Annotated in this window: 25 protein-coding genes; 19 read left to right on the top strand and 6 right to left on the bottom strand. The window is 63.5% G+C overall.

All coding sequences use genetic code 11. The annotated features are described in order from the left end of the window. Positions 1-8 precede the first annotated feature (8 nt). The 17 genes from ruvC (at position 9) to QEG70_RS13565 (ending at position 16,425) form a co-directional block, all read left to right on the top strand. Positions 9-515 carry a crossover junction endodeoxyribonuclease RuvC gene (gene ruvC / locus QEG70_RS13485; RefSeq protein WP_308721147.1) on the top strand — a complete coding sequence of 169 codons (507 nt, stop codon included), beginning with the start codon at positions 9-11 and terminating at the stop codon, positions 513-515. Then, a complete protein-coding gene (ruvA, locus tag QEG70_RS13490) occupies positions 512-1,132 on the top strand; it encodes a Holliday junction branch migration protein RuvA (RefSeq protein ID WP_308721148.1) in 621 nt (206 codons plus the stop codon). The genes ruvC and ruvA overlap by 4 nt, the downstream gene beginning before the upstream one ends. Then, complete coding sequence (gene ruvB / locus QEG70_RS13495) at positions 1,129-2,190, top strand: Holliday junction branch migration DNA helicase RuvB (protein WP_110569028.1); 1,062 nt, start codon at positions 1,129-1,131, stop codon at positions 2,188-2,190. Before ruvA ends, ruvB begins: the two co-directional genes overlap by 4 nt. Beyond that, entirely contained in the window at positions 2,177-2,596 is a 420-nt protein-coding gene (locus QEG70_RS13500; RefSeq protein WP_061272897.1) for a YbgC/FadM family acyl-CoA thioesterase, read from the top strand. The genes ruvB and QEG70_RS13500 overlap by 14 nt, the downstream gene beginning before the upstream one ends. A gap of 201 nt (positions 2,597-2,797) precedes the next feature. Continuing rightward, the gene (gene tolQ / locus QEG70_RS13505; RefSeq protein WP_159263761.1) at positions 2,798-3,463 is read left to right on the top strand and encodes a protein TolQ; all 666 of its coding nucleotides are present in this window, start codon (positions 2,798-2,800) and stop codon (positions 3,461-3,463) included. 1 nt (position 3,464) lies between these two features. Then, positions 3,465-3,896, top strand: coding sequence for a protein TolR (gene tolR / locus QEG70_RS13510; RefSeq protein WP_061272903.1), 432 nt, complete (start codon positions 3,465-3,467; stop codon positions 3,894-3,896). A 30-nt stretch (positions 3,897-3,926) separates the two neighbouring features. Continuing rightward, positions 3,927-4,919, top strand: coding sequence for an energy transducer TonB (locus QEG70_RS13515; RefSeq protein WP_308721149.1), 993 nt, complete (start codon positions 3,927-3,929; stop codon positions 4,917-4,919). A 33-nt stretch (positions 4,920-4,952) separates the two neighbouring features. Next, a complete protein-coding gene (gene tolB, locus QEG70_RS13520) occupies positions 4,953-6,317 on the top strand; it encodes a Tol-Pal system beta propeller repeat protein TolB (protein ID WP_308721150.1) in 1,365 nt (454 codons plus the stop codon). Between the two features lie 248 nt (positions 6,318-6,565). After that, positions 6,566-7,039, top strand: a complete 474-nt coding sequence (gene pal, locus QEG70_RS13525) for a peptidoglycan-associated lipoprotein Pal (RefSeq protein WP_159261934.1) — start codon at positions 6,566-6,568, stop codon at positions 7,037-7,039. A 113-nt stretch (positions 7,040-7,152) separates the two neighbouring features. Then, positions 7,153-7,908 (top strand): tol-pal system YbgF family protein, encoded by a 756-nt coding sequence (locus QEG70_RS13530; protein WP_308721151.1) that lies wholly within the window; start codon positions 7,153-7,155, stop codon positions 7,906-7,908. A gap of 23 nt (positions 7,909-7,931) precedes the next feature. Next, positions 7,932-9,209: a tRNA lysidine(34) synthetase TilS gene (gene tilS, locus QEG70_RS13535; protein WP_308721152.1), complete on the top strand. Its 1,278-nt coding sequence runs from the start codon at positions 7,932-7,934 to the stop codon at positions 9,207-9,209. 131 nt (positions 9,210-9,340) lie between these two features. After that, a complete protein-coding gene (gene ftsH / locus QEG70_RS13540; RefSeq protein ID WP_308721153.1) occupies positions 9,341-11,281 on the top strand; it encodes an ATP-dependent zinc metalloprotease FtsH in 1,941 nt (646 codons plus the stop codon). Positions 11,282-11,552: 271 nt separating this feature from the next. After that, positions 11,553-12,602: a dihydropteroate synthase gene (gene folP / locus QEG70_RS13545; RefSeq protein ID WP_308721154.1), complete on the top strand. Its 1,050-nt coding sequence runs from the start codon at positions 11,553-11,555 to the stop codon at positions 12,600-12,602. A gap of 51 nt (positions 12,603-12,653) precedes the next feature. Continuing rightward, positions 12,654-14,012 carry a phosphoglucosamine mutase gene (gene glmM, locus QEG70_RS13550; RefSeq protein WP_308721155.1) on the top strand — a complete coding sequence of 453 codons (1,359 nt, stop codon included), beginning with the start codon at positions 12,654-12,656 and terminating at the stop codon, positions 14,010-14,012. Positions 14,013-14,015: 3 nt separating this feature from the next. Continuing rightward, the gene (gene thiD, locus QEG70_RS13555; protein WP_308721156.1) at positions 14,016-14,810 is read left to right on the top strand and encodes a bifunctional hydroxymethylpyrimidine kinase/phosphomethylpyrimidine kinase; all 795 of its coding nucleotides are present in this window, start codon (positions 14,016-14,018) and stop codon (positions 14,808-14,810) included. 146 nt (positions 14,811-14,956) lie between these two features. After that, a complete protein-coding gene (locus tag QEG70_RS13560; protein WP_308721157.1) occupies positions 14,957-15,685 on the top strand; it encodes a response regulator transcription factor in 729 nt (242 codons plus the stop codon). A gap of 296 nt (positions 15,686-15,981) precedes the next feature. After that, on the top strand, positions 15,982-16,425 hold the full coding sequence (locus QEG70_RS13565; protein WP_308721158.1) for a hypothetical protein: 444 nt from the start codon (positions 15,982-15,984) through the stop codon (positions 16,423-16,425). A gap of 133 nt (positions 16,426-16,558) precedes the next feature. Here the strand turns inward: QEG70_RS13565 and QEG70_RS13570 are convergent, their stop codons facing one another. The 3 genes from QEG70_RS13570 to QEG70_RS13580 all read right to left on the bottom strand — a co-directional run bounded on the left by QEG70_RS13570 (position 16,559) and on the right by QEG70_RS13580 (position 18,675). Continuing rightward, complete coding sequence (locus tag QEG70_RS13570; RefSeq protein ID WP_174520918.1) at positions 16,559-16,801, bottom strand: hypothetical protein; 243 nt, start codon at positions 16,799-16,801, stop codon at positions 16,559-16,561. 478 nt (positions 16,802-17,279) lie between these two features. Continuing rightward, positions 17,280-17,885 carry a hypothetical protein gene (locus QEG70_RS13575; RefSeq protein ID WP_308721159.1) on the bottom strand — a complete coding sequence of 202 codons (606 nt, stop codon included), beginning with the start codon at positions 17,883-17,885 and terminating at the stop codon, positions 17,280-17,282. A 103-nt stretch (positions 17,886-17,988) separates the two neighbouring features. Beyond that, complete coding sequence (locus QEG70_RS13580) at positions 17,989-18,675, bottom strand: YfdX family protein (protein WP_308721160.1); 687 nt, start codon at positions 18,673-18,675, stop codon at positions 17,989-17,991. Positions 18,676-19,107: 432 nt separating this feature from the next. On the opposite strand from QEG70_RS13580, the gene dinB reads away from it, so the two are divergent. Together dinB and QEG70_RS13590 are read left to right on the top strand one after the other, a co-directional pair. Continuing rightward, a complete protein-coding gene (gene dinB / locus QEG70_RS13585) occupies positions 19,108-20,151 on the top strand; it encodes a DNA polymerase IV (protein ID WP_374762611.1) in 1,044 nt (347 codons plus the stop codon). 139 nt (positions 20,152-20,290) lie between these two features. Further along, positions 20,291-20,680 (top strand): immunity protein YezG family protein, encoded by a 390-nt coding sequence (locus QEG70_RS13590; protein WP_061272938.1) that lies wholly within the window; start codon positions 20,291-20,293, stop codon positions 20,678-20,680. 96 nt (positions 20,681-20,776) lie between these two features. Here the strand turns inward: QEG70_RS13590 and QEG70_RS13595 are convergent, their stop codons facing one another. The 3 genes from QEG70_RS13595 to QEG70_RS13605 form a co-directional block, all read right to left on the bottom strand. After that, positions 20,777-21,346, bottom strand: coding sequence for a DUF1643 domain-containing protein (locus tag QEG70_RS13595; RefSeq protein ID WP_308721162.1), 570 nt, complete (start codon positions 21,344-21,346; stop codon positions 20,777-20,779). Positions 21,347-21,423: 77 nt separating this feature from the next. Further along, positions 21,424-22,710, bottom strand: coding sequence for an NAD(P)/FAD-dependent oxidoreductase (locus QEG70_RS13600; protein ID WP_308721163.1), 1,287 nt, complete (start codon positions 22,708-22,710; stop codon positions 21,424-21,426). 48 nt (positions 22,711-22,758) lie between these two features. Continuing rightward, positions 22,759-23,682 carry an MBL fold metallo-hydrolase gene (locus tag QEG70_RS13605; RefSeq protein WP_308721164.1) on the bottom strand — a complete coding sequence of 308 codons (924 nt, stop codon included), beginning with the start codon at positions 23,680-23,682 and terminating at the stop codon, positions 22,759-22,761. Positions 23,683-23,708: the final 26 nt, after the last annotated feature.

Below are 23,708 nucleotides of genomic sequence, written 5' to 3' on the forward strand. Positions count from 1 at the left end.
CCCGGCCTGTGGTCCGCATCCTGGGCATCGACCCCGGCCTGCGCTTTACGGGCTGGGGGGTGATTACGGCGCAGGGCAACCGGCTGAGCCATGTGGCTGATGGCGTGATCGCGACCGATTCGGCGCTGTCGGTGCCCGAGCGGCTGCGCCACCTGCATGATGCGCTGCTTGAACTGGCGCGCAATTTCGCCCCCGATGAAGCGGCGGTGGAAGAAACCTATGTCAACCGCAATGGCGCCGCCACGCTCAAGCTGGGCTATGCCCGTGGCGTGGGGCTGCTGGTGCCCATGCTGCTCGACATTCCCGTGGCCGAATACGGCGCCAAGACGGTCAAGCGCGCGGTGGTGGGCACGGGTGCCGCCACCAAGGAGCAGGTCAGCATGATGGTCCGCCGTATCCTGCCCACCGCCCTGCTCAAGCGCGCCGATGCGGCGGATGCGCTGGCGGTGGCCATCTGCCACGCGCATCACCGTGCCTCCGCCATCCATCTCGCCAATGCCACGAGGATGGCATGATCGCGCAGTTGCGCGGCCTGCTGGCGCAGGTCGAGGCTGATCGCTGCGTGATTGATGTCAGCGGCGTGGGCTACCTCGTGCAGGCCTCGAGCCGCACGCTCGCAGCCCTGCCGCAGCCGCCGGAACTCGCCCTCGTGCTGGTCGAGACCGTGGTGCGCGAGGATGCGATCCTGCTCTATGGCTTTGCCGAAGCCTCGGAGCGTTCGTGGTTCCGCCTGCTTACCACCGTGCAGGGCGTTGGGGCCAAGGTGGCGCTGGCCATCCTGTCGGTGCTGCCGCCGCCGGAACTGATGGTGGCCATTGGCAGTGGTGACAAGACCATGCTCACCCGCGCGGGCGGCGTGGGCGCGCGGCTGGCCCAGCGCATCGTGACCGAACTGCGCGACAAGTGCGAGGGTATGCCCACGGGTGCGCCTGCGGCTGGCGGCGTGCCGGGCGTGACCATTACAATGCCCACGCCGCGCAGCATTGCGGCGGATGCCGTGCTGGCGCTATCCGGCCTTGGCTTCCGGCGGGCGGAGGCGCAGCCTGTGGTCGAGCGCGTGATTGACCGCTTCGAGGGGGATGTGAACCTTGACGTGGTGATCCGTGACGCGCTGAAGGAACTGGCCCGATGAGTGAGCACCCCGAGCGCGAGATCGACGCCCGCCGGGCGGAGGAAGACGGCAACGAAGGTAGCCTGCGCCCGCAGACGCTTGATGACTTCACCGGCCAGAAGGCCAGCCGCGAGAACCTTGCCATCTTCATCGCTGCCGCCCGCCAGCGCGGCGATGCGCTGGACCACGTGCTGCTGCACGGCCCCCCGGGCCTGGGCAAGACCACGCTGGCGCAGATCGTGGCGCGGGAACTTGGCGTGGGCTTCAGGGCCACGTCGGGGCCGGTCATCCAGCGCGCGGGCGACCTGGCCGCCATCCTGACCAATCTCCAGCCGCGTGACGTGCTGTTCATTGATGAAATCCACCGCCTGCATCCTTCCATCGAGGAAGTGCTGTATCCGGCGATGGAGGACTTCCAGCTTGACCTGATCATTGGCGAGGGGCCAGCGGCGCGGTCCGTGCGCATCGATCTCTCGCCGTTCACGCTGGTCGCCGCCACCACGCGGGCGGGCCTGCTGGCAACGCCGCTGCGCGACCGCTTCGGCATTCCGCTGCGGCTGGTGTTCTACACGCCCGAAGAGCTGTGCCAGATTGTGGTGCGCGGGGCGCGCAAGCTGGAATTTGACCTCACCCCGGAAGGGGCGGAGGAAATCGCCCGCCGCTCGCGTGGCACGCCGCGCATTGCAGGCCGCCTGCTGCGCCGGGTGCGCGACTTTGCCGCCGTGGCCCGGGCGGGCAGGGGGCCGGTGGACCGCGCGCTGGCCGATGCGGCGCTCTCCCGCCTCGAGGTTGATTCGATGGGGCTTGATGGCATGGACCGGCGCTACCTGCGCCGCATTGCCGAATACCATCACGGCGGCCCGGTGGGCGTCGAGACGCTAGCCGCGGCCCTGGCCGAGGCGCGTGACACGCTCGAAGACGTGATCGAGCCCTACCTCATCCAGGAGGGGCTTGTGCTACGCACCAGCCGCGGCCGCATGCTGGGCGAGCGGGGCTGGCGGCATCTTGGCCTGCAGCCCCCCGCGCGCGTGCCCGGCCAGGGCGACCTGCTCGGAGAGGGGACTGATGGTTCAGCATAATATCGATTTTCGCATCTATTACGAGGATACGGATGCGGGCGGCGTGGTCTATCACGCCCGCTACCTTGCCTTTGGCGAGCGCGCCCGCACAGAGGCCATCCGCGCGCAGGGGCATTCGGCTGCCGACCTGCTGGGTGATTTCGGGCTGGCTTTCGTGGTGCGCCATGCCGCCATGGATTATCGTGCCCCCCTGCGGCTCGATGACATCGTGTGCGTTACGACTCGCCTGACAGAACTGGGTGCCGCAAGCTGCAGGCTGCTCCAGACCTTCCACCGGGCGGGCACGGCTGAAAAACTCGATTGCGGCACGCTGGACGTGCGGCTGGCCTGCGTGCGGGCAGCCGATGGGCGCGCGGCCCGATTTCCGCCGTTATGGCGTGATCTGTTGCGCGGGCTGGTCGGCTGAGCGCAACAGAGCCATGCAAGGCGTGTGTTCTTTTTGTGTCATGGGTTGACCATGATGCAGGGCTGTGCGGAAAGCAGGTTGGCCGTGGCTTGCCAAACGGGCAATCTTCGTGTTTGAGCGAACGGCCAAGGTGGGCAGGAGGCGTATTTGGACCAAGCGGTTAACGCAGCAAATCTCGGGGCTGCAGCGGGTGATCTTTCGATGTGGGCGCTGTTCATGCACGCCTCGATCGTGGTCAAGCTCGTCATGATCGGGCTGGTGACCAGCAGTGTAATTGTCTGGGCCATCATTTTTGATAAATTCACCACCATCCGCCGGGTCAACCGGCAGGCCAACGATTTCGAGGAGCGCTTCTGGGCTGGTGGCAGCCTTGAGGATCTGTACGAATCCGATGGCGCCAAGCCTGTGCACCCGATGGCTGCCGTCTTTGGCGCGGCCATGGGCGAATGGCGGCGTTCCTCGCGCATTTCGGGCATCGACCTGGTGCATGGCGGCGTGCAGGACCGCGTCAACCGCGCCATGGCTATTACCATTACGCGCGAGATGGACCGGCTGAACCGCTGGATCATCTTCCTCGCCACCATCGGGCCGGTGGCGCCCTTCATCGGCCTGTTCGGCACGGTTTGGGGCATCATGCACGCGTTCGGCTCGATCGCGGCCATGCACAACACCAATCTCTCGGTTGTGGCGCCGGGCATTTCCGAGGCGCTGTTCGCCACCGCCATCGGCCTGGTCACGGCCATTCCCGCCGTGATCGCCTATAACGTGGTCAGCAACAGCATGGGCGTGTTCGAGGACCGGCTGGATGCGTTCGGCACCGAGTTCGCCGCCATCCTGTCGCGCCAGTCGGAAGAAAGGGGCGCGTAATATGGGGGCAAGCCTGGGCGACCTGCGGGGGCGGCGGCGCAAGCGGCGCCCCATGGCCGAGATCAACGTCACGCCCCTGGTGGATGTGATGCTGGTGCTGCTCATCATCTTCATGGTGACAGCCCCCATGATGACCAGCGGCGTGAACGTGGACCTGCCCAAGACGGATGCGGCCCCGGTCAATACCGACACCAAGCCCATCACGGTGTCGATCCGCTCCAATGGTGACCTGTATCTGGGCGATGAACCCGTATCGCAGGACCAGCTGGTGGACCAGCTCAGGGCGGCGGCGCAGAATGACAGCGAACACCGTATTTTCGTGCGCGGCGACCAGCATATCGATTATGGCCGTGTCATGCAGATCATGGGGCAGATCACGTCGGGTGGCTTTACGCATGTGGCCCTGCTGGCCCAGCAGCCGCCTGGTCACTAAACAGAATCTGATGCCAGGAGCCGTCTGATCGTGGTCCCACCGCGTCGTTCCGAACGCATCCTCATGCGGCGTTCCATCCTGGTTTCGGGCGGGCTTCATTTTGCCCTTCTGGTGGCCGTGCTGCTCAAGCTGCCCGTGCCGGTGCCCAAGGAGCCGCCGCCACCACCCACAATCGAGATGGAATTCGCGGCCGATACGGGCACGGCAACGCCCCACAAGGGCGACAAGCCTGCCCCCAAGCCCGCGCCTGCGCCAGCGCCGGTCAGGCAGGAGGCGCCGCCTTCGCCCACGCCGCCTGAAAAGGAACCCAACGAGGAGGCGGCCCCACCGCCACCGCCGCCTCCCCCCATGCCGCCGCCGCAGCAGGTGTCAAAACCCGTGCCGGATGCGCCAACCCCGCCGCGTGAGCAGACGCCCTCGCCCGATGCGGTCAAGCTGCCGCCCACGCCGCCCAAGGCGGCCCCCGCGCAGGCGCATGCGCCCGTGCCGCCCTCGGCCCAGCCGGACCCCACGGCAGCGCCCAAGGTGCAGGAGCAGTCGCGCACCACGCAGCCCAACGAGGCCAAGAAGCATGTGCCTGATACGCACTCGCTGCTGGCAACGCTCGATGCCTTCCGCGCGGACCAGAAGCAGACCCACCCGCCCAAGGCCCGGCCCAACCCGCAGCAGGGTGGTGCACCCGATGGCGGTGGCACGCCTGATGGCGACATAACGAGTTCCATGACCGCCACCGAGCAGAAGGCGATCGGCAATTCCGTGCGGCGCTGCTACTCGGAAGATACGGCGGCCCGTAATTATGCCCAGTTCGTGGCGCATCTGGTCGTGACCGTGGATGGCACCGGCACGGCGCGCATGGTGGACTTCGCGCCGCAGACACAGGCGCAGATGGAGGCCGACCCGTCCTACCGCGCGTTGGCCGAACGCGCGCGTGATGCGGTGCTCAGCCCGACCTGTGCCAAGCTGCCCATTCCGCAGAACCTGCTGGGCCAGACCCGGCAACTGAAATTCGTATTCCGTCCCTGATACAAAGCGGACGAAGGCGAGGAGAGGAAAAAGATGTCAAGCGTAAAGCCATTGATCCCGGATGATGATGCCGCACGGCTGGCATCGGCCTTCAGCCGGCGTGGGTTCATGGGCGCGGGTGTGGCGGGCGGCCTCATGGCCACGCCGCTATTCGCCGCAGGTGCGGCCCATGCGCAGGATGCCGGGGCCGCCGAAATCACGGTTGACCAGGCCCGTACCGCCCCTATTCCCATTGTCCTGCCGTCGCTTGGCAGTGGCGTGGCCCAGCAGATCACCGATGTGATCTCGGCTGACCTGGGTAATTGCGGCCTGTTCCGCCCCATCAGCGCCAGCATGCCGCAGGGCACGCCGCCGTTTGCCACCTACAAGTCAATGGGCGCGCGCGCGGTCATGACCGGCAAGGTGGTCGAGCAGGGCAGCAGCCTGCGCGTCGAGTTCCGCCTGTGGGATGTGCTGACCGGCAAGCAGTTGCAGGGCACGGCCTATACGGCGGGCAGCCAGGACTGGCGCCGCATCGCGCATGTCATTGCCGATGTGATCTACAGCCGCCTGCTTGGCGAGCAGGGCTACTTCAACTCCCGCATCGCCTATATCGCGCGCTCCGGCCCGCGCGCGCGCCAGATCACGCGGCTTGCCATCATGGATCAGGATGGGGCAGACAGCCGCTACCTGACCAACGGCCAGTGGCTGACGCTTACGCCGCGCTTCAACCCGGCCAATAGTGAACTGGCATTCATGTCGTATGCCAACTACAGGCCGCGTGTTTACCTGTTCAACCTCAATACCGGGCAGCAGCGCCTGCTTGGTGACTTTACGGGTATTTCATTCGCCCCGCGCTTTGCGCCCAACGGGCAGTCGGTCATCCTGTCGGTCACGCGCGGCAGCGGGTCGGACATCTTTGTGGTCGATCTGGCCACCATGGCGCGCCGGCAGATCACCTCGTCCGGGGCGATCGACACCAGCCCGTCCTACAGCCCCGATGGCTCGCAGATCGTGTTCAACTCCGACCGTGGTGGCTCGCAGCAGCTCTATATCATGAGTGCATCGGGCGGTGAGGCGAAGCGGATTTCCTATGGGCACGGGCGCTACGGCTCGCCCGTATGGTCGCCGCGGGGTGATCTGATCGCGTTCTCGCGCATTGCCAATGGCAGCTTCTCGCTTGGGGTGATGGCACCCGATGGCACGGGCGAGCGAATCCTGACCGAGGGCTTTACGGTGGAAAGCCCGACTTTCTGCCCCAACGGCCGCGTGCTGGCGTTCTGCCGCCAGAGTTCGGCCGGGGCAAATGGTGCCGGATTTGCAACAGGTATCAATACAATTGACATCACCGGCTTCCATGAACGCGCCCTGCCGGCGGGCAGTTCGTCTGACCCGGCATGGTCTGGCCTAAATAAGTAATTCTTTTCAATGCGTTGGACAAACACTTCGCCAGAACCCACTCATTTGGCAAATGGCGGGTATGTGTTTGTTCCGCGTTGACTGAAGCCGGATTTGACAGCTATGCTTGTGGCGGTTTCCAGCGATCGCGAGTTTCTGTTTTACAATTTGTTTGGCAGGGCGCAACGAGACTCGGGACCGTTCTATATTTAAATCCGGAAATTCAACAAATGGTTTCGAAACAAGAAACCGATCCAGGATCCAAAGTAATGAAACTGAAGCTTTTTGGTGCCGCCGGTCTGGCTCTCTTCCTCGCGGCCTGTTCTGACCATGCGAACAAGAACGCGAACACCGGCGCTGCCATGCAGCAGCAGGTTGGCCCCGTTCCCGGCAGCGAGGCCGATCTGGTCGCGACCGCAGGTGACCGCGTGCTGTTCGCGCTGAACCAGAACACGCTGTCCAGCGATGCGAAGGCAACGCTCGACAAGCAGGCCGCATGGCTGGCCAAGTACCCGCAGGTACATGTCCAGATCGCCGGTAACTGCGATGATCGCGGCACCGAGGAATACAACATCGCGCTGGGCGAGCGTCGTGCCAACGCAGCGCATGACTACCTGGTGGCCAAGGGTGTCGATGCATCGCGCATCACCACCATCTCCTATGGCAAGGATCGCCCCACCGCTGTTGGCGATGACGAGGCTTCCTGGGCGCAGAACCGTAACGCCATCACGGCGGTACAGTAAGTTTCTGCCAGCACTTCTACGGAATGTGGCAGTATGGAACCGGCCGGGCGCTTATCGCCCGGCCGGTTTTGTTTTAGGTAGACGTGCATCGTGTTGCTTGAAGGGTATGGTCCATGCGGTCTGTTATGTCGTGTTTCCTTTCGGTTTCTGGCCGGCTTTCATTGTGGGGGCGGGCTGGCATGCTGGCAGGCGGCATATCGCTGGCCTCGCTGGGCTGCGCGCAGGCGGCTGACAGCAATAGCCTGACCCTGCAACTGCTTGATCGGGTCAATACGCTCGAAGAGCAGACGCGTGAGATGCGTGGGCAGATCGATCAGCTGACCAATCAGGTGCAGCAGCAGAATGCCGCCATGAGCAAGCAGATCGATGACATGAATTTTGCCATGCAGCAGCATGGCCATGCCGCGCCTGCGGTTCCGGCCCCGGTCACGGCGGCAGGCGGCGTAACGCCTGCCGCAGCAGCCCCCGCCCCCGCCACGGCCAAGCGCAGCCTTGATGATGTGCTCAAGGCGGGTAACGATGCGCTGTTGCAGCATGATTACGTCACGGCGCAGGCCGATGCGCAGCAGGTGCTCTCCGGCCCCAAATCCGCCAGGCAGATTGATGCGCAGTATCTGATGGCCCAGTCCCTTGCGGGGCAGAAGCAGTATCGTCAGTCCGCCCTTGCCTATTACGATACCTATAACCGCGCGCCGCACGGGCAGCGCGCGCCAAGTGCCCTGCTGGGTGTGGCGGCAACACTGGTGGCGCTGAACGACAAGGCTTCGGCCTGTCAGGCGCTGGACAAGCTGTCCAGTGAATTTCCTGCGCCTGCGCCGCGCATCAAATCCGCCGAGCAGGTTTACCGCAAGCGCGCCAAATGTAACTGACTGCCTGAGCGGGCGTAAGGCGCATGCAGCCTTCCGAACCGGTCAGCCCGGCCCGTTTTGCCGCCCGCATGGCGGCCCTTGGTCCATGGCCGGGGCAGGGCACGCCCGTATGCGTTGCGGTGTCGGGCGGGGCGGACAGCATGGCGCTGGCTATTCTGGCGCGCGGCTGGCGGCGCGATGTGACAGGGCTGGTGGTGGACCACGGGCTGCGTGCCGAGTCGCGGCTTGAGGCAGAGCAGACGGTGGCCCGCCTGGCCCGGCTTGGCATGCCGGCCCGCCTGCTGGCCCTTGAAGGGCTGGCGCGCGGCCCCCGCATGGCCGAGCGTGCCCGCCGCATGCGCTACCAGGCCCTGTTAGCTGCCTGCCGCGACCTTGGCGCGCTTGACCTGCTTGTGGCCCATCATGCGGGCGACCAGGCGGAAACGGTGCTCATGCGTCAGCAGGCTGCAAGCGGGGATGACGGGTTGGCCGCCATGGCGGTGGCGACGGACATGGCGGATGTGCGTCTTGTCCGCCCGCTGCTGGGTGTGGGCAAGGCCGCGCTTTATGCCACGGTGCGGGCAGCGGGGGTGGACTGGGTGGAAGATCCCTCCAATTCCGACCTGCGCACCGCCCGTGCCCGCGCGCGGCATGCGCTGGCAGCGGATTCTTCCCTGGCAGGTACGCTGCTGGCCGATGCCGGGCAGGCCGGGCAGGCCCGCAAGGCGCGCGATATGCAGGATGCACACTGGCTGGCCGCCCATGCCCGCTTTCATCCCGGTGGCTGGGTGGTCCTGCCGCCTGGCCTTGCGCCACCACGATTGCTGTCGGCCCTGATCCGCGTGGTGGGAGGGCGGGATTATGCCCCGGCGCGCGAGGCGGTGGCAGCGCTTGCGGCCCGGCCCCGGGCCGCCACGCTGGCCGGGGTCGCCCTCATGCCCTGGCGCGAGGGGCAGTGGCTCGTGGCCCGTGAAGAAGCAGGGCTCGCCCTCCCCATGGCCGCGGCACCCGGGGCCATATGGGACCGGCGTTTTGTCCTGAGCGCGCCCCCCCTGCCGCCGGGCTGGTGCGTGGGTGCGGCGGGGCCGGTGGCGGCGTGGTGGCCGCAGGGCAGGGGGCGGTCATGCTGGCCTGCGCGATTATTGCGCACGCTGCCCGCGCTATGGCATGATGGGCAGGTCAAGGCCGTGCCCCATATGGGCCTGCGCGCGCGGGAACCTTTTGCCGCCCATGCGGTTTTCATGAACCAGCCCCCCCATCCCGTGCTCGACTGCGCTGTATTTGGTGGCGCCGGACACGACCAGGCGGCGAGGCTGGCATAAAAGGTTGGCGGGTGGGGGTGTGAATATCCCCTGATCGTCCTATGTATGATAGGACGTAGTGAACGTGGCATCTGTTCGCCTGCCCGCTGTGGGGCAGGGGCGAGGGGCCAGCGGATGGAACAGTGGACAAGATGAACAATTTCGGCCGGAACTTGCTCCTGTGGGTTATCATCATCGTCCTGCTGCTGTTGCTGTTTAATGTCTTCCAGCCGGGAAGCGTGCAGCATGCATCGCAGCAGTTGGCGTATTCCGATTTCATCGGAGACGTGAACAGCGGGCATGTTCGCTCTGTCGTGGTGCAGGAGCACAACATCACCGGCACGCTGACGGATGGCACGTCGTTCGATACCTATACCCCGCAGGACCCCACCCTGATTTCCCGCCTGACGGAAAAGGGCGTGGAGGTCGTGGCCAAGCCGCTCGAGGCGGATACCAACCCCATCCTGCGCTACCTCATCAACTATGCGCCGCTGCTGCTCATGGTGGGGGCGTGGATCTTCATCATGCGCCAGATGCAGTCGGGTGGTGGCCGTGCCATGGGCTTTGGCAAGTCGCGTGCCCGCATGCTGACCGAAAAGCAGGGCCGAGTGACGTTTGATGACGTGGCCGGCATTGATGAAGCCAAGGGCGAATTGCAGGAAATTGTCGACTTCCTGCGCGATCCGCAGAAGTTCACCCGCCTTGGCGGCAAGATCCCCAAGGGCGTGCTGCTCGTAGGCCCGCCCGGCACCGGCAAGACGCTGCTCGCCCGCGCCATTGCGGGTGAGGCGAACGTGCCGTTCTTCACCATCTCGGGTTCCGACTTTGTGGAAATGTTCGTGGGCGTGGGCGCATCGCGCGTACGTGACATGTTCGAGCAGGGCAAGAAGGCCGCACCCTGCATTATCTTCATTGACGAAATCGACGCCGTGGGCCGCCACCGTGGCGCGGGCCTTGGCGGCGGCAATGACGAGCGTGAGCAGACACTTAACCAGATGCTTGTCGAGATGGATGGGTTTGACAGCAATGAAGGCGTGATCCTGATTGCGGCGACCAACCGCCCCGACGTGCTTGACCCTGCGCTGCTGCGCCCCGGCCGCTTCGACCGCCAGGTGGTGGTGCCCAACCCCGACGTGGCGGGCCGCGAGAAGATCCTGCGCGTGCACATGCGCAAGGTGCCGCTGGCCTCCGATGTGGACCCCAAGGTCATTGCCCGTGGCACGCCCGGCTTCTCTGGTGCGGACCTTGCCAACCTGGTCAATGAGGCCGCTCTCATGGCCGCGCGCCTGGGCAAGCGCACGGTGGCGATGCTCGAGTTCGAGAACGCCAAGGACAAGGTGATGATGGGCGCCGAGCGCCGCTCCCTCGTCATGAGCGAGGACGAGAAGAAGATGACCGCCTACCATGAGGGCGGGCATGCGCTGGTGGGCATTCTCACGCCGGGGTCCGACCCGGTGCACAAGGCCACCATCATTCCCCGTGGCCGGGCTTTGGGCATGGTGATGAGCCTGCCGGAGAAGGACCGCTACTCCGAAAGCCGCTCGTGGTGCATTGGCAAGCTGACGCTGGCCATGGGTGGCCGCGCGGCGGAGGAAATCATCTTCGGGGCGGACAATGTCTCGACCGGCGCTTCGGGCGACATCAAGATGGCGACCGACGTGGCCCGCCGCATGGTGACCGAATGGGGCATGAGCGAAAAGCTGGGCATGGTGGCCTATGGCGGCAACGGGCAGGAAGTGTTCCTTGGCCATAGCGTGACCCAGAACAAGAACGTGTCGGAGGAAACGGCGCGCGAGATCGATAACGAGGTGCGCAAGCTGATCGATGCCGCCTATGAGCGTGCCCGCAGCCTGCTGCTCGAGCATATCGACCAGCTTCACCGTCTTGGCGCGGCCCTGCTGGAATATGAAACCCTGACCGGCGAGGAAATTCGCCAGGTACTGCGGGGCGAGAAGATCGAGCGCGTGGTGGTGGATGATCCGATGCCGGAGAACCGCCGTCCTTCCGTGCCGCCTTCAGCGCCTTCCGCCCCCGTGGCGCCGCTGCCCGCGCCGGAAGGTGAGGGCGGGGTTGGCACAGCCCCGGCTGGCTAGGAACGTTTTGAAAGAAAACAGTAAAAATTTTGGGTGCCGCCTTTTTTCAAAAAGGCAGCATTCTTTTGAAGCTTTAAGCTGGCAGGCTTTTCAAACAGTCCGTTAATATGAACATGGCGGGACAGCTTCAGGCTGTTCCGCCATGTTTGTATCCGGCCCCATGCCCGCGGGCAGGCTATGAGGGGCGCGTGGAAAAGAGAGAATCAAAGTTTCGGGGGCTGCGTTTTCAAAACGCTTCGCCAGAATATTTTCATAATCGGGTACGTCTTGCATGGCGCATTTTTCAGGCCAGTTGTTGATTGAACCCCTGGCCCTGCTGCATGGCAAAGCAGCCCGGCAGGCGGTGGCGCGGGGTGTTGCGCGCTGGTTTGCAGGCGGTCCGCAGGCCTATGCGCTCGCCCGTCTGATCGGACCGGCGCACGAGCACATGATCGTGCCGGTTGCGGCCCTGCCCCCCGCATGGGAGGCGGCGGCCCGGCGCATCAGCGCGCCCGCGCCCGATGCGGGGCTGCCGCCGGGGCAGCAGGTCATGGGCATCATCAACGTCACCCCGGACAGTTTCAGCGATGGCGGCCAGCATGACCGCGTGGAGACGGCGCTGGCACGCATAAAGGCGCTGCATGCCGCCGGGTGCCAGATCGTGGATATTGGCGGCGAGAGCACCCGCCCCGGCGCACCTGCCGTATCCGCCGAGGCGGAATGGGGGCGTATCGGCCCGGTCATCCGTGCCGTGCGGGCCTGTTCCGCGCTTGATGGCCTGCATCTGTCGATTGATACGCGGCAGGCCGCGGTCATGGACCAGGCGCTGACAGCGGGGGCCACGCTCATCAATGATGTCTCGGCGCTGACGCATGACCCCGCCGCCCGCGCCGTCGTGGCGCGACATGGCTGCCCGGTCATGCTCATGCACATGCGCGGCACGCCTGAAACGATGCGCGCGCACACGGCATATGGCGATGTGGCGGTGGATGTCGTGCGTGAACTCGGCCAGTGCGTGGAGGCGGCGGTGGCGGCAGGTATTGCACGCGCGCGCATACTCGTTGACCCCGGCATCGGTTTTGCCAAGACGCTGGAAGGCAACCTGACCCTGCTGGGCCGTCTGCCGCTGCTGGCCAATCTGGGCTGCCGGGTGGTGCTCGGCACCTCGCGCAAGCGCATGATTGGCGAACTGGCGCATGAACCCGACGCAGCCGCGCGCGATCCGGGCACGATTGCGGCCAGCCTGCCCGGAATGGTCTTTCCCGGCGCGGTGCTCCGGGTTCACAATGCAACGGCCATGATCCAGGCCATGCGGGTGCAGCAGGGACTGGATCAGCACTAACAGGTAAGGTAGGTCGATGTCCGACCAGAACGTATCCGGAGATTCCCAGTCATGGTAAAAACAAGAAAGCTGTTTGGCACTGATGGCATTCGGGGCATGGCCAACCGCTTTCCCATGACGGTGGAAGTCGCGCAGAAGCTGGGCCAGGCTGCGGGCCTGCGTTTTATACAGGGCACGCACCGCCATAGCGTGCTGCTGGGCAAGGATACGCGCCTGTCGGGCTATATGATCGAATGCGCGCTGGTGTCGGGTTTCCTTTCTGCCGGAATGGACGTGACGCTGGTGGGGCCGATGCCCACTCCGGCCATTGCCATGCTCACCCGTTCCCTGCGCGCCGATCTGGGCGTCATGATCTCGGCTTCGCACAATCCGTATGGCGATAACGGCATCAAGCTGTTTGGCCCCGACGGGTTCAAGCTCTCCGATGAGACGGAAGCGGACATCGAGGCCGCAATGGGCGAAGACCTGACCCACATGCTCGCTGCACCCGACCAGATCGGTCGGGCCTCGCGCCTCAATGACGCGGCGGGCCGGTATGTGGAAAGCGCCAAGTCCTCCTTCCCCCGCCGCCTGCGGCTTGACGGGCTGCGCATCGTGATCGACTGCGCCAACGGGGCGGCCTATCGCGTGGCGCCCACGGCGTTGTGGGAACTCGGGGCGGAAGTGGTACGCATTGGCTGCGACCCCGATGGCATCAACATCAATGAAGGCTGTGGCTCCACCCGCCCCGAGGCCCTGTGCGCCGCCGTGCAGCGCCACCGGGCCGATATCGGCATCGCCCTGGATGGCGATGCCGACCGCGTGCTGATCTCCGATGAAAAAGGCCGCCTGATCGATGGTGACCAGATCTTGGCGCTGATCTCGCACTCATGGGCGCGGCAGGGGCGGCTGTCGGGGCGGCATATCGTGGCGACCGTCATGTCCAACATGGGGCTTGAGCGCTATCTCGAGACACAGGGGCTGGAACTGGTGCGCACGGCGGTGGGCGATCGCTACGTGGTGGAAAAAATGCGCGAGCTTGGCGCCAATATCGGCGGCGAGCAGTCAGGGCACATGGTGCTGTCGGACTTCGCCACCACGGGCGACGGGCTGGTGGCAGCCCTGCAGGTGCTGGCCGAAGTGGTGGAGTCCGGTCGCCCCGCAAGCGAGGTGTGCCGCATGTTCAAGCCCTACCCGCAACTGCTGCGCAACGTGCGCTTTGCCGGTCGCAGCCCGCTGCATGACCCGCAGGTGCAGGATGCACGCAAGGCGGCGGAAAAGCGGCTGGGTGCGCGCGGGCGGCTCGTGCTGCGTGAAAGCGGCACCGAGCCGCTGGTGCGCGTCATGGCGGAAGCCGAGGACGAGGCGCTGGTCAATGCAGTCGTCGATGACATGTGCGAGGCGATCACCGCCATCCAGATGGCGGGCTGAGCCATGCACGGGCGCATCCTCATCATGGCGGGCAGCGATAGCGGGGGCGGGGCTGGCATCCAGGCCGATATCAAGACCGTGACCGTGCTGGGCGGCTTCGCCATGACCGCGATTACAGCCCTGACCGCGCAGAATACGCTGGGCGTGCAGGCGGTCATGCCGGTATCCCCTGCCTTTATCGTGACCCAGATGCGCTGCGTGATGGATGATCTGGGCGTTGATGCGTTCAAGAGTGGCATGCTCGACCGGCCGGAGGTGATCGAGGCGATTGCCGATGTGCTGCTCACCACCGCTGACATTCCCTACGTGCTCGACCCGGTCATGGTGGCGAAAGGGGGGGCTGCGCTGTTGCAGGAGCGCGCGCTGGCCACGCTGAAGGCGCGGCTGCTGCCGCTGGCCACCGTGCTGACCCCCAACATTCCCGAAGCCGAGGCCCTGCTTGGCCACGGCATTGCCGGGCGTGCGGACATGCTGCCCGCAGCCCGCGCCCTGCTCGCACTTGGGCCGCGCGCCGTGCTGCTCAAGGGCGGCCATATGGAAGGTGATGAACTGCTGGACGTGCTGGTACAGGCCGATGGCACGGTACAGGAATTCGTGAGCCAGCGCATCCACACTCGCCATACGCACGGCACGGGCTGTACGCTGGCAAGTGCCATAGCCACGGGGCTGGGGCAGGGCATGAGCCTGGCGGATGCCGTGATCCGGGCACAGGCCTATGTGCTGCGCGCCATTGCAGCCGCACCCGGCTATGGCGCGGGCGCAGGCCCGTTGAATCATGGTGCGGGTGGGATGGGATAGCGTATTAATAATTCATTAATAAAATGAATGTCATTATATTTATTATTTCTATGGAAGAATGGTAATATATAGGCAACTTTAGGTTGTTTAATGCATAAGGCACACTTATAGGTAGGTGTAGTTAAAATATCTACTGGATGGTCGATATGCGGATTTTGCTTGTAGAACCCAATGCCCGGAAAGCCGAAGAGACCACCCGGCATATGGAAAAAGCCGGATTTACAGTAGATCATGTTGATACAGGGCATGATGCACTGGGAATGTTAAAATCCTATAATTATGACCTTGCCGTCATGGAGGTCCGGCTGAAAGATCTTGATGGGTTCGAGGTCATTCGGGTCAGCCGGGCTGCGAGGGTGCCCACGCCCGTTCTGGTCCTGTCAGAGGAGCGCGCGGCCACCACCAAGGTGAGGGCCTTCTCCACCGGGGCGGATGATTACGTGACCCGCCCTTACGAATCGATGGAACTGACAGCGCGGATGCAGGCGGTAATCCGTCGCTCCAAGGGGTATAGCGAGCCGACCCTGCGCGCGGGGGCGCTTGAACTGTGCCTTGATAGCCGCGCGGTGAGCGTGCACGGGCACTGCGTGCATCTGACCGGCAAGGAATACATGATTCTGGAACTGCTCCTGTTGCGCAAGGGCATGGTCCTGACCAAGGATGCCTTCCTCAACCACCTGTATGGCGGGATGGATGAGCCGGAAATGAAGATCATTGATGTGTTCATCTGCAAGCTGCGCAAGAAATTGCAGGTTGCGGGTGCAGGGCAGCTCATCGCCACCGTGTGGGGGCAGGGCTACGTGCTGCGCGACGAGGCGCCGACCCTGGCCACGGCCCCTCTGGGTGCTTCGGTTTCCCATGTAACGGCGGCGTGATGCCTGTTACGCCTGAGTAGCTGCAACCCGAACCGGGCTGCCGTTGTTAAAATGATTGTGCAAAGAAAAATGGCAGGCCCACCCCAGAAGGTGCGCCTGCCAAAGTTTTTAAAGTGATGATTCGATATGCGATGCCCCCATCGCCCGACCGTTATTGCATTGGCGTGCCGACCCGGACATGAGATAAATCAAACTCGGTAGAAATAATTCGTATGTTTTTTTCCGCGCATCTTTATTCCATCTCGTTGATGGGACAGGATGCGCTGATTAACAGGATGGAAACAGGCGGCACGTCGATGGGAAACAAGAAAGCGCTGAGGCATCTTTACGCAGGTGGTGCGTTGCTGCTTGCCATATCCACCGGGCTGACCGCCTGCGAAAGTGTGCACGACCAGATCGTGGATAAGGAAAACAGCCTTGCCGCAGCGGGTTTCGTGGCGCGCCCCGCCAATAATCCGGAACGGCAGTTGATGCTGCAGAAACTTCCCCCCAACCGGTTCCTCCAGAAATCGTTTGGAGACCACATGCTCTACATCTATTCCGACCCCAAGGTGTGCAATTGCCTGTATGTGGGCAATCAGGCGGCCTATGGGCGCTACATGTCCTATGTGCAGGCCCAGAATCTGGCTGACCAGCAGCAGATGACGGCGGATATGTATGAAGATGCCTCCTGGAACTGGGGCATGTGGGGCTGGGGCGGCGGCGGCTGGGGTGGCCCGTGGGGCGGCGGCTGGTGGTAAGGCGCTGCCAGCAGACACCGCATTGATAAAATAATAAACGTTTTCGAATGCCGCCTTTTCCCAAAAAGGCGGTATTTCCTTGTGGTTTTGTGAAAAAAAACCGTGCCAGAAACGCTCTGGTGCAGGCGGAATTTCAGGTAAATTTGGGGCGATGGTCCGCATAGACCACCATCTGCCAGGCTTCGCGCGTGCCGAGTCGATGGGGGTGGGCATGGATGGCAGGCAGGAGCTGCCCTTCGCTTACGGCTATTTCCACGCCGCACCCGGCACAACGGTAAATGCCGGAATGAGGGGCAACGGTGCGGGGCGGATGAAGCTTGTCGAATTCAGGATCGGTCCACGTATCAATAAACTGTGCGGACTGGTAGAGGGCCATCCCGTTCTCCATTGTTTTTCATCGGCTGGCTGAACTGTTAAACTAACCTTTAGCATGCATCTTATGTGGTGGCACATCCATCCCACCACGCAGCATGCGATAATCCTGTGCTTTTTTCCCGCCTGTGAGTATTGCGCCCCGTGCGGGGCAGGTAGATTGTTTATGAGGGCATCTGTCAAAAGCCAATATCTTTTTAGTACAGAATTAAATTTCCATACGTATTAATGTAAAATGTAATTTATATTCCTGTTGATACAGATTAAAATTATTGGATACATAAAATAACAAATTTACAAATGGAATAAGTGGCTTCGTTATTTCGGTAAATATTCATCGTAATATTTTATAAAATTAACGGAATTATTTAAATAAATAAAAGTTTTCCAATGCAATTTTATTAAAAATCTTATCAGAAACTGGCGATTGGCTGAACGGGTTGTTCACAAAATCTGCCATTGCCCTGTTTTCTGCCCGCCCTTCAGTCTGGAGAATGAAGTGTCAGCGACTGGTCAACTGTTTGTGTCACAATGGCATTCAGCGCGCCATGTGCTGCGGTCCATTGAAAGGGATCGGCATCGTTATTGAAGGTGGGGTCAAGCTGGTCGCCCCGTACCGTGCCATAGGCCTGAAAATACATGTCGGGGCGGGCGGGAATGGTGTCCATCGTCCATGTCCAGTCATCGGACAGGAGGGCCGTGGCACCTACCTGCGCGCAGGGGCGCGTGGGTGACAGGGTGACGGCTGCCGTCGTCATGAGGGCTGCCTGCGGGCGGTGGTAGTGGCTGTCGCCGCCAATATCTTCCATCTGCAGGTTGCGGCGGCGCGTTTCCTCGGCGGGCGGGATGTTGCGCCAGCCATCGCCATCGGGGGCTGCATGGGCGCGATCGAGGGGATCCGATGCGGGGCCAAAGGCATGGCCTGCGTAACTGAGCGCGGTGCCTGCGGGCACATGGATCGGGCCATGGGCTGCGGCATTCTGCACAAAGCTGTTTTCAACCGGGTGCCGGGCCAGGCAGAGTTCGATCTGGCCACCCGCCCAGGCCGGGTGGGCGGCAAGGGCCAGGCAGAGTCCGGTCAGGGCCACCCATATGCCTTGCCCGATGGCCAGCCCACCCCCCTGCGCCGGGGGCGATGGGGGGCAGGCTGGCCTTGGGCACGGCATGGTAATGACCGGAAACAACCGGGACTCAGTGCCCGGCGGCTTTCGTGCCCGAAGGCGTGCCAACCATGTCTTCAGACACGAAGCGGATGCTGTTCTGCGCATCGAGCAGGGCGGCGTCCGCATCCTTGGTGTTGGGGGTTGTGCCCGCAAGCAGGCTGGAGGCGCGATAGATATCGCTGGCGCTGGCATCGAGCGGGGCAATGGCCAGCACGAAGTCAACATCCACCGCGGCAACCTGCAGGTTCTGCGCGGCCTGCGCGGGCCTGCCCTTGTTCAGGCTGGTATTGGCCGAAGCCACCGCCGTGCCCTTGGTGGAGGTCGGCTCAAGGTCTTCGGTCACGATGTATTCGCCATCAACCGGCAGCCAGGCCACGGGCTGGGTGGAGGGGGCAGCCTTGGGCGCGGGCGCGCCAGCCGGGGCCTTTTTGGGGGGCGTGAGCTGGGCCTCGGCCTTCATGAACACCTTGTTGTCGCTCTTGGCGCGGGTCAGGGCGTTATTGGCATCGGTCAGCAGCTTGATGGCGCCAGCGGTGTCGTTGTTGGCAAGGGCCATGCGGGCCATGTCAATATCATCAAACGCCCGGCTCCCATCAGCCGAGAGTTTGGCAAAGTCACGGTTGACCGCACGCCCGGCCGAGGGGGTGGCATGCGCTGCGCCGACTGCCGTGCCCAGCATGAGCAGGGCTGCAGGCAGGAATGCATATTTCTTCATGGTTCATTCTCCGGTCTTGTTGGCAGCATCATTGCCCGACGCCATCTGTAACAAAAGATGTGGCAACGCAATGCGGCTGCCCTGCTGCCGCATGTCAGCCCCGACCGGGCGCCTGCGTGCCAAAAGCCCACTGGTCACGGCGCATGCATGCGCTAGTATGGGCCATGCCGCTCCCGTCTGGGGTGGCGCTGTTTATCAAGGAATGAATCATGTCTGAATGTGCAACCAAGTGCCCTTCCAAGTCTCCCTGCCTCAAGGGCATCCTGGTTTTCGGTGCGATTGTCGGCGCCATCGTGTTTTTCCTTAAGAAAAAGAAGTGCAACGACTGATCTCGCGCAGTCACGCCGTGCCGGTCATGTCCCTTGCGGGCATGGCCCTGGTGCGGTCCCGGCCGTGAGTGGGGCAGGGCACCGGCGCATCATCCATGTTGACATGGATGCCTTCTATGCCTCGGTCGAGCAGCGCGATGATCCGGCCCTGCGGGGCAGGCCGCTTGCTGTAGGTGGTGCCGGGCGGCGCGGTGTTGTTGCCGCCGCGAGTTATGAGGCCCGCCGGTTCGGGGTGCGCTCGGCCATGTCTTCGGTCGTGGCGCAGCGCAAATGCCCCGACCTTGTGTTCGTGCCGCCGCGCTTTGATGTCTACCGCGCGATTTCCGCGCAGATTCATGCCATTTTTGCCTGTTTTACCCCCATCATCCAGCCGCTTTCGCTTGATGAGGCGTATCTGGATGTCACCCGCCCACTGCTGGATTATCCCTCCGCCACGGCAATCGCCACGGCCATTCGCGCCCGTATCCGCGATGAGACGGCACTGACCGCCTCGGCAGGCGTGTCCTACAATAAATTCCTCGCCAAGCTGGCCTCCGATTACCGCAAGCCCGATGGCCAGTTTGTCATTACACCGCGCATGGGGCCGGATTTCGTGGCGAACCTGCCGGTCGAGCAGTTTCATGGCATTGGTCCGGCCACGGCGGCGCGGATGCATGGCCTTGGCATTCGCACGGGGCTGGACCTGCGCACGCAGCCGCTCTCGCGCCTGCTGCGGCATTTCGGCAAGGCGGCGGATTTCTATTATGGTATTGCCCGCGGGCTTGATGACCGCCCCGTGGAGGTCAACCGACCGCGGCGCTCCATTGGCGGCGAGCAGACCTTCGATGCCGATATTCATGACTGGGCTGCCGCGCGTGACAGCATGCTGCGCCTGTCGGAGCGCGTGTGGGGGCGCTGCGTTGCGCGTGGCCTGACGGGTGTGACCGTGACGCTGAAGGTGAAATACAACGATTTCCGCCAGATCGTGCGCGGGCGCACGGCGCCGGAGCCGGTAGCGGACGGCGCTGATCTGGCCCAGAGGGCGCTGGCACTGCTGGAGCCATGCTTTCCGCCGCCACGGGGCATCAGGCTGCTTGGGGTGACCGTATCGGGCCTGCGCGTGCCTGGCGCTGTCCCGCCCGCGCGGCAGCTTGCGCTGTTTGGATGATATGGGCGGCCGCCTTTTTTCAAAAAGGCGGCGTTCTTTTGAAGCTTTTTGAAAAAAGCTTCACCAAAAACTTCTTATCGATTGTAGGCAGGTCGCATTGAGGTCATTGGATGACCTTCCTCATACGAAGCAGGATGCTATGAACAACGCAGCCCCTCCCGGCTCAAAGGCCATTCTCAACGCCATTGCCGAACTCGTGCTGATTGCCGTGCCGGAAGAGGAGGAGGAAACCTGCCGCGCCATCGAGATGCACATGGCCTTTACCGGCAATGTCGAGCTTGGTGACACGAATGTGTATTTCGGCTTCGATTACGAAACGCAGGAAGGCGAGAAGGTCAATTTCAGCCCGTTTGAGGACGAATCGACCGAAGGCCATATCCGCTACCTGCACGACCTGCAGCACGAACTGCTGGAACTGCGCGCCGCCTTCTGGCGTGAGAACCCGGCCCGCGACCAGCCGGTCTGGACCGGGCTGACCCTGCGCGTGGAGATGGCCGAAGGGTCTTTCTCGGTCGATTTCGACTACTGAAATCCTGTCCTGAAATAATAAAAGTTTTTGGTGAAGCTTTTTTCAAAAAACTTCAAATGACGCTGCCAGAAACTTTTTTCAGGCCCCATGGTCCGGTCAGGCCGGGACAAAAGGCGGCAGGGGTTCCGGCTTCAGGCTGCTGGGTAGGTAAAGCGGATGCTCGGGGCGGCCTGTCCCCTTGCTCAGCCGCATGGCGCTGACCGTAATGCCGTGCTGTTGCAGCATGCGGATCACCTCCGGCCCACGGGGCAGCAGGCTCCTGATCTGCGGCGAGCCATAGGCCGCCACCACCAGGTCGGCCCGCTGTGCCATGGCCAGCAGGTGGCGGTCATTGTCGGGGCCGACCGGGTCGGGCACCTCGGTCAGGCGCTTCTGGTCGGTGCAGCGATAGGCGAAGGTGTTGCCAACGAGCAGCGTGCCGTAGCCCCAGGCGCGGGCATAGCGCTGGCACTTGGCCACCGTGCGGTCATCGCCGTCTTCCGTTGCAACCGATGGGTTCATCATCAGCCACATCACTGCCTGCCCGTCGGGGTTCCAGGTGCGGGTCAGTTCATAGCGGTAGCATTTGTCCGGGCCGCCATAGATGGCATGGCTGACCACGTCATCGGCCAGGCGGAGCGGGCGGCTGTGGCCCACATGGTGCTGGCCCTGTCTGCTGGTGTTCATGGCCCCAAACATACGCATGGCCGCGCGGAGGTCCACCCCCGCGCGGCCATGGCGCATTTTTCAGTGGTTGCGAAAGATCAGCGCGGCGTGCCGATCTTGTGCGGGGCCACCATCAGTTCATGGCCGCGCAGCATGCCATCCCAGTACAGCACGGGCATGACCCATTCCTTGAGGAACCAGGCCAGATGCGTGGGCTTGCGGCCATTGAGCAGCCATGTGGGCAGGGTGGGGGCCAGCTTGCCGCCATAGGCGAACTCGGCCAGCACGATCTTGCCGCGCTCGACGGTCAGCGGGCAGGCGCCATAGCCATCATAATCGGCCACGGCGGGCTTGTGGTCCAGCGTTGCCAGCACGTTCACGGCCACGACCGGGGCCTGCACGCGCACGGCGGCGGCGGTCTTGGCGTTGGAGGTGCCCGCCACGTCGCCGAGTGCGAACACATTGGCGAATTTGGTGTGGCGCAGCGTTGCGGGGTCAACCGACACCCAGCCGCCATCGCCCGCCAGCGCGCTGTTGCGGATCACGTCGGGCGCGCGCTGGGGCGGGACGACATGCAGCATGTCGAATTCCACTTCCGAGGTCGTCTTGCTGCCATCCTGCGCTACGTTCTCGAACGTGGCGATGCGGCCCTTGCCATCCACCTTCGTCAGGTTGGACTTGAGGCACAGGTCGATATGGTAGCGGTTGATGTAGTCCATCAGCGGCGGCACGAATTCCTTCACGCCAAACAGCCCCGGCGTTGCGGTGTGGAAGGAGACGTTGATGTTGTCGGCCAGGCCGCGCCTGCGCCAGGCGTCGCATGCCAGGTACATCGCCTTCTGCGGCGCGCCCGCGCATTTGATGGGCATGGGCGGCTGCGTAAAGACGGCATTGCCGCGGCCCAGCGTCTGCACCATCTGCCAGGTATAGGGGGCCAGGTCATAGCGGTAGTTGGAGGTCACGCCATTGCGGCCAAGGGTTTCGCTCAGCCCCTCGATCGCGTCCCAGTCCAGCGTCAGGCCGGTGGCGACAACCAGCACCTCGTAGCGGATGGATGACCCGTTGGACAGGTGCACGAGGTTGGCTTCGGGCTCGAAGCCGGTCGCTGCCGCCTGCACCCAGTCGGCGCCGGCGGGGATCAGCTTCTTTTCCGCCCGGCGGGTCTGTGACTGCTTGAACACGCCGCCGCCCACCAGCGTCCAGCCCGGCTGGTAGAAATGTGAGCCCGACGGCTCGATGATGGCCAGCGTGATGCCGCCGCGCCGCTTGAGAATGCTCGCCGCGGTGGACAGGCCGGCAGCCCCCCCGCCCACCACGACGACATCATAGGTCAGGCCCCGCGCCGTGCTGGCGAGGTTCGGGGTGGAGGGGGCGGTATCGGTCATGAAGGGTCTCCGGAATGACTTGATAGATAAGGCTGCGATGGATGCGCGTCAGGAACGGCTGAGTGGTATTTTGATGTAGCTTACACCATTATCCTCGGGTTCGGGCAGATGGCCGCCACGCATGTTGACCTGCACTGAGGGCATGATCAGGTTGGGCAGCGACAGGGTGGCGTCGCGCGCGGTGCGCATCTGCACGAAGGCTTCTTCATCTACGCCATCATGAACGTGAACATTGCTGTCGCGTTCCGCGCCAATGGTGGTTTCCCATGCAAAGGCGTCGCGGCCGGGGGCCTTGTAATCATGGCACAGGAAAACCCGCGTCTCGGCAGGCAGGGCGAGCAGGCGGCGGATGGAATGGTAGAGCATGCGCGCATCCCCACCGGGAAAATCGGCCCGTGCGGTGCCGTAATCGGGCATGAACAGCGTATCGCCAATAAAGGCGGCCTCGCCGATCACATAGGCTATGTCCGCTGGCGTGTGGCCGGGCACGTGCAGCACGGTCACGGGCAGGACGCCGAGCGTAAACTGCGCCCCGTCATCGAACAGCGCGTCGAACTGCGAGCCATCGCGCGCGAACCGCGTGCCTGCGTTGAACAGCTTGCCGAAGATGTCCTGTACTTTCAGGATGGCATGGCCAATGCCGAGCCTGCCGCCAAGGCGCTCCTGCAGCCAGGGTGCGGCCGAGAGGTGATCGGCATGGACATGGGTTTCGAGCAGCCATTCCACCTTGAGCTTTTCCGCCGTGACGTAGTCCACGATGTCCTGCGCCATGGCATGGTCGGTTTTGCCGGATGCGGGGTCGTAATCCATCACGCTGTCGATGATGGCGCAGGCGCGGGTGGCGGGGTCATGCACCACATGGGTGGCGGTGAAGGTGGGCAGGTCAAAGAATGTCCGGACAACCGGCGCCTGGCCTGTTGCACGGCATGTCGTCACCTGGTTTGCAGCGGCTTCGAGGGCGGGGTCGGACATGGAATATCATCCATAGTTTATGAATT

This window comes from Komagataeibacter xylinus (genome assembly GCF_031081985.1).
GTDB lineage: Bacteria > Pseudomonadota > Alphaproteobacteria > Acetobacterales > Acetobacteraceae > Komagataeibacter > Komagataeibacter xylinus_E.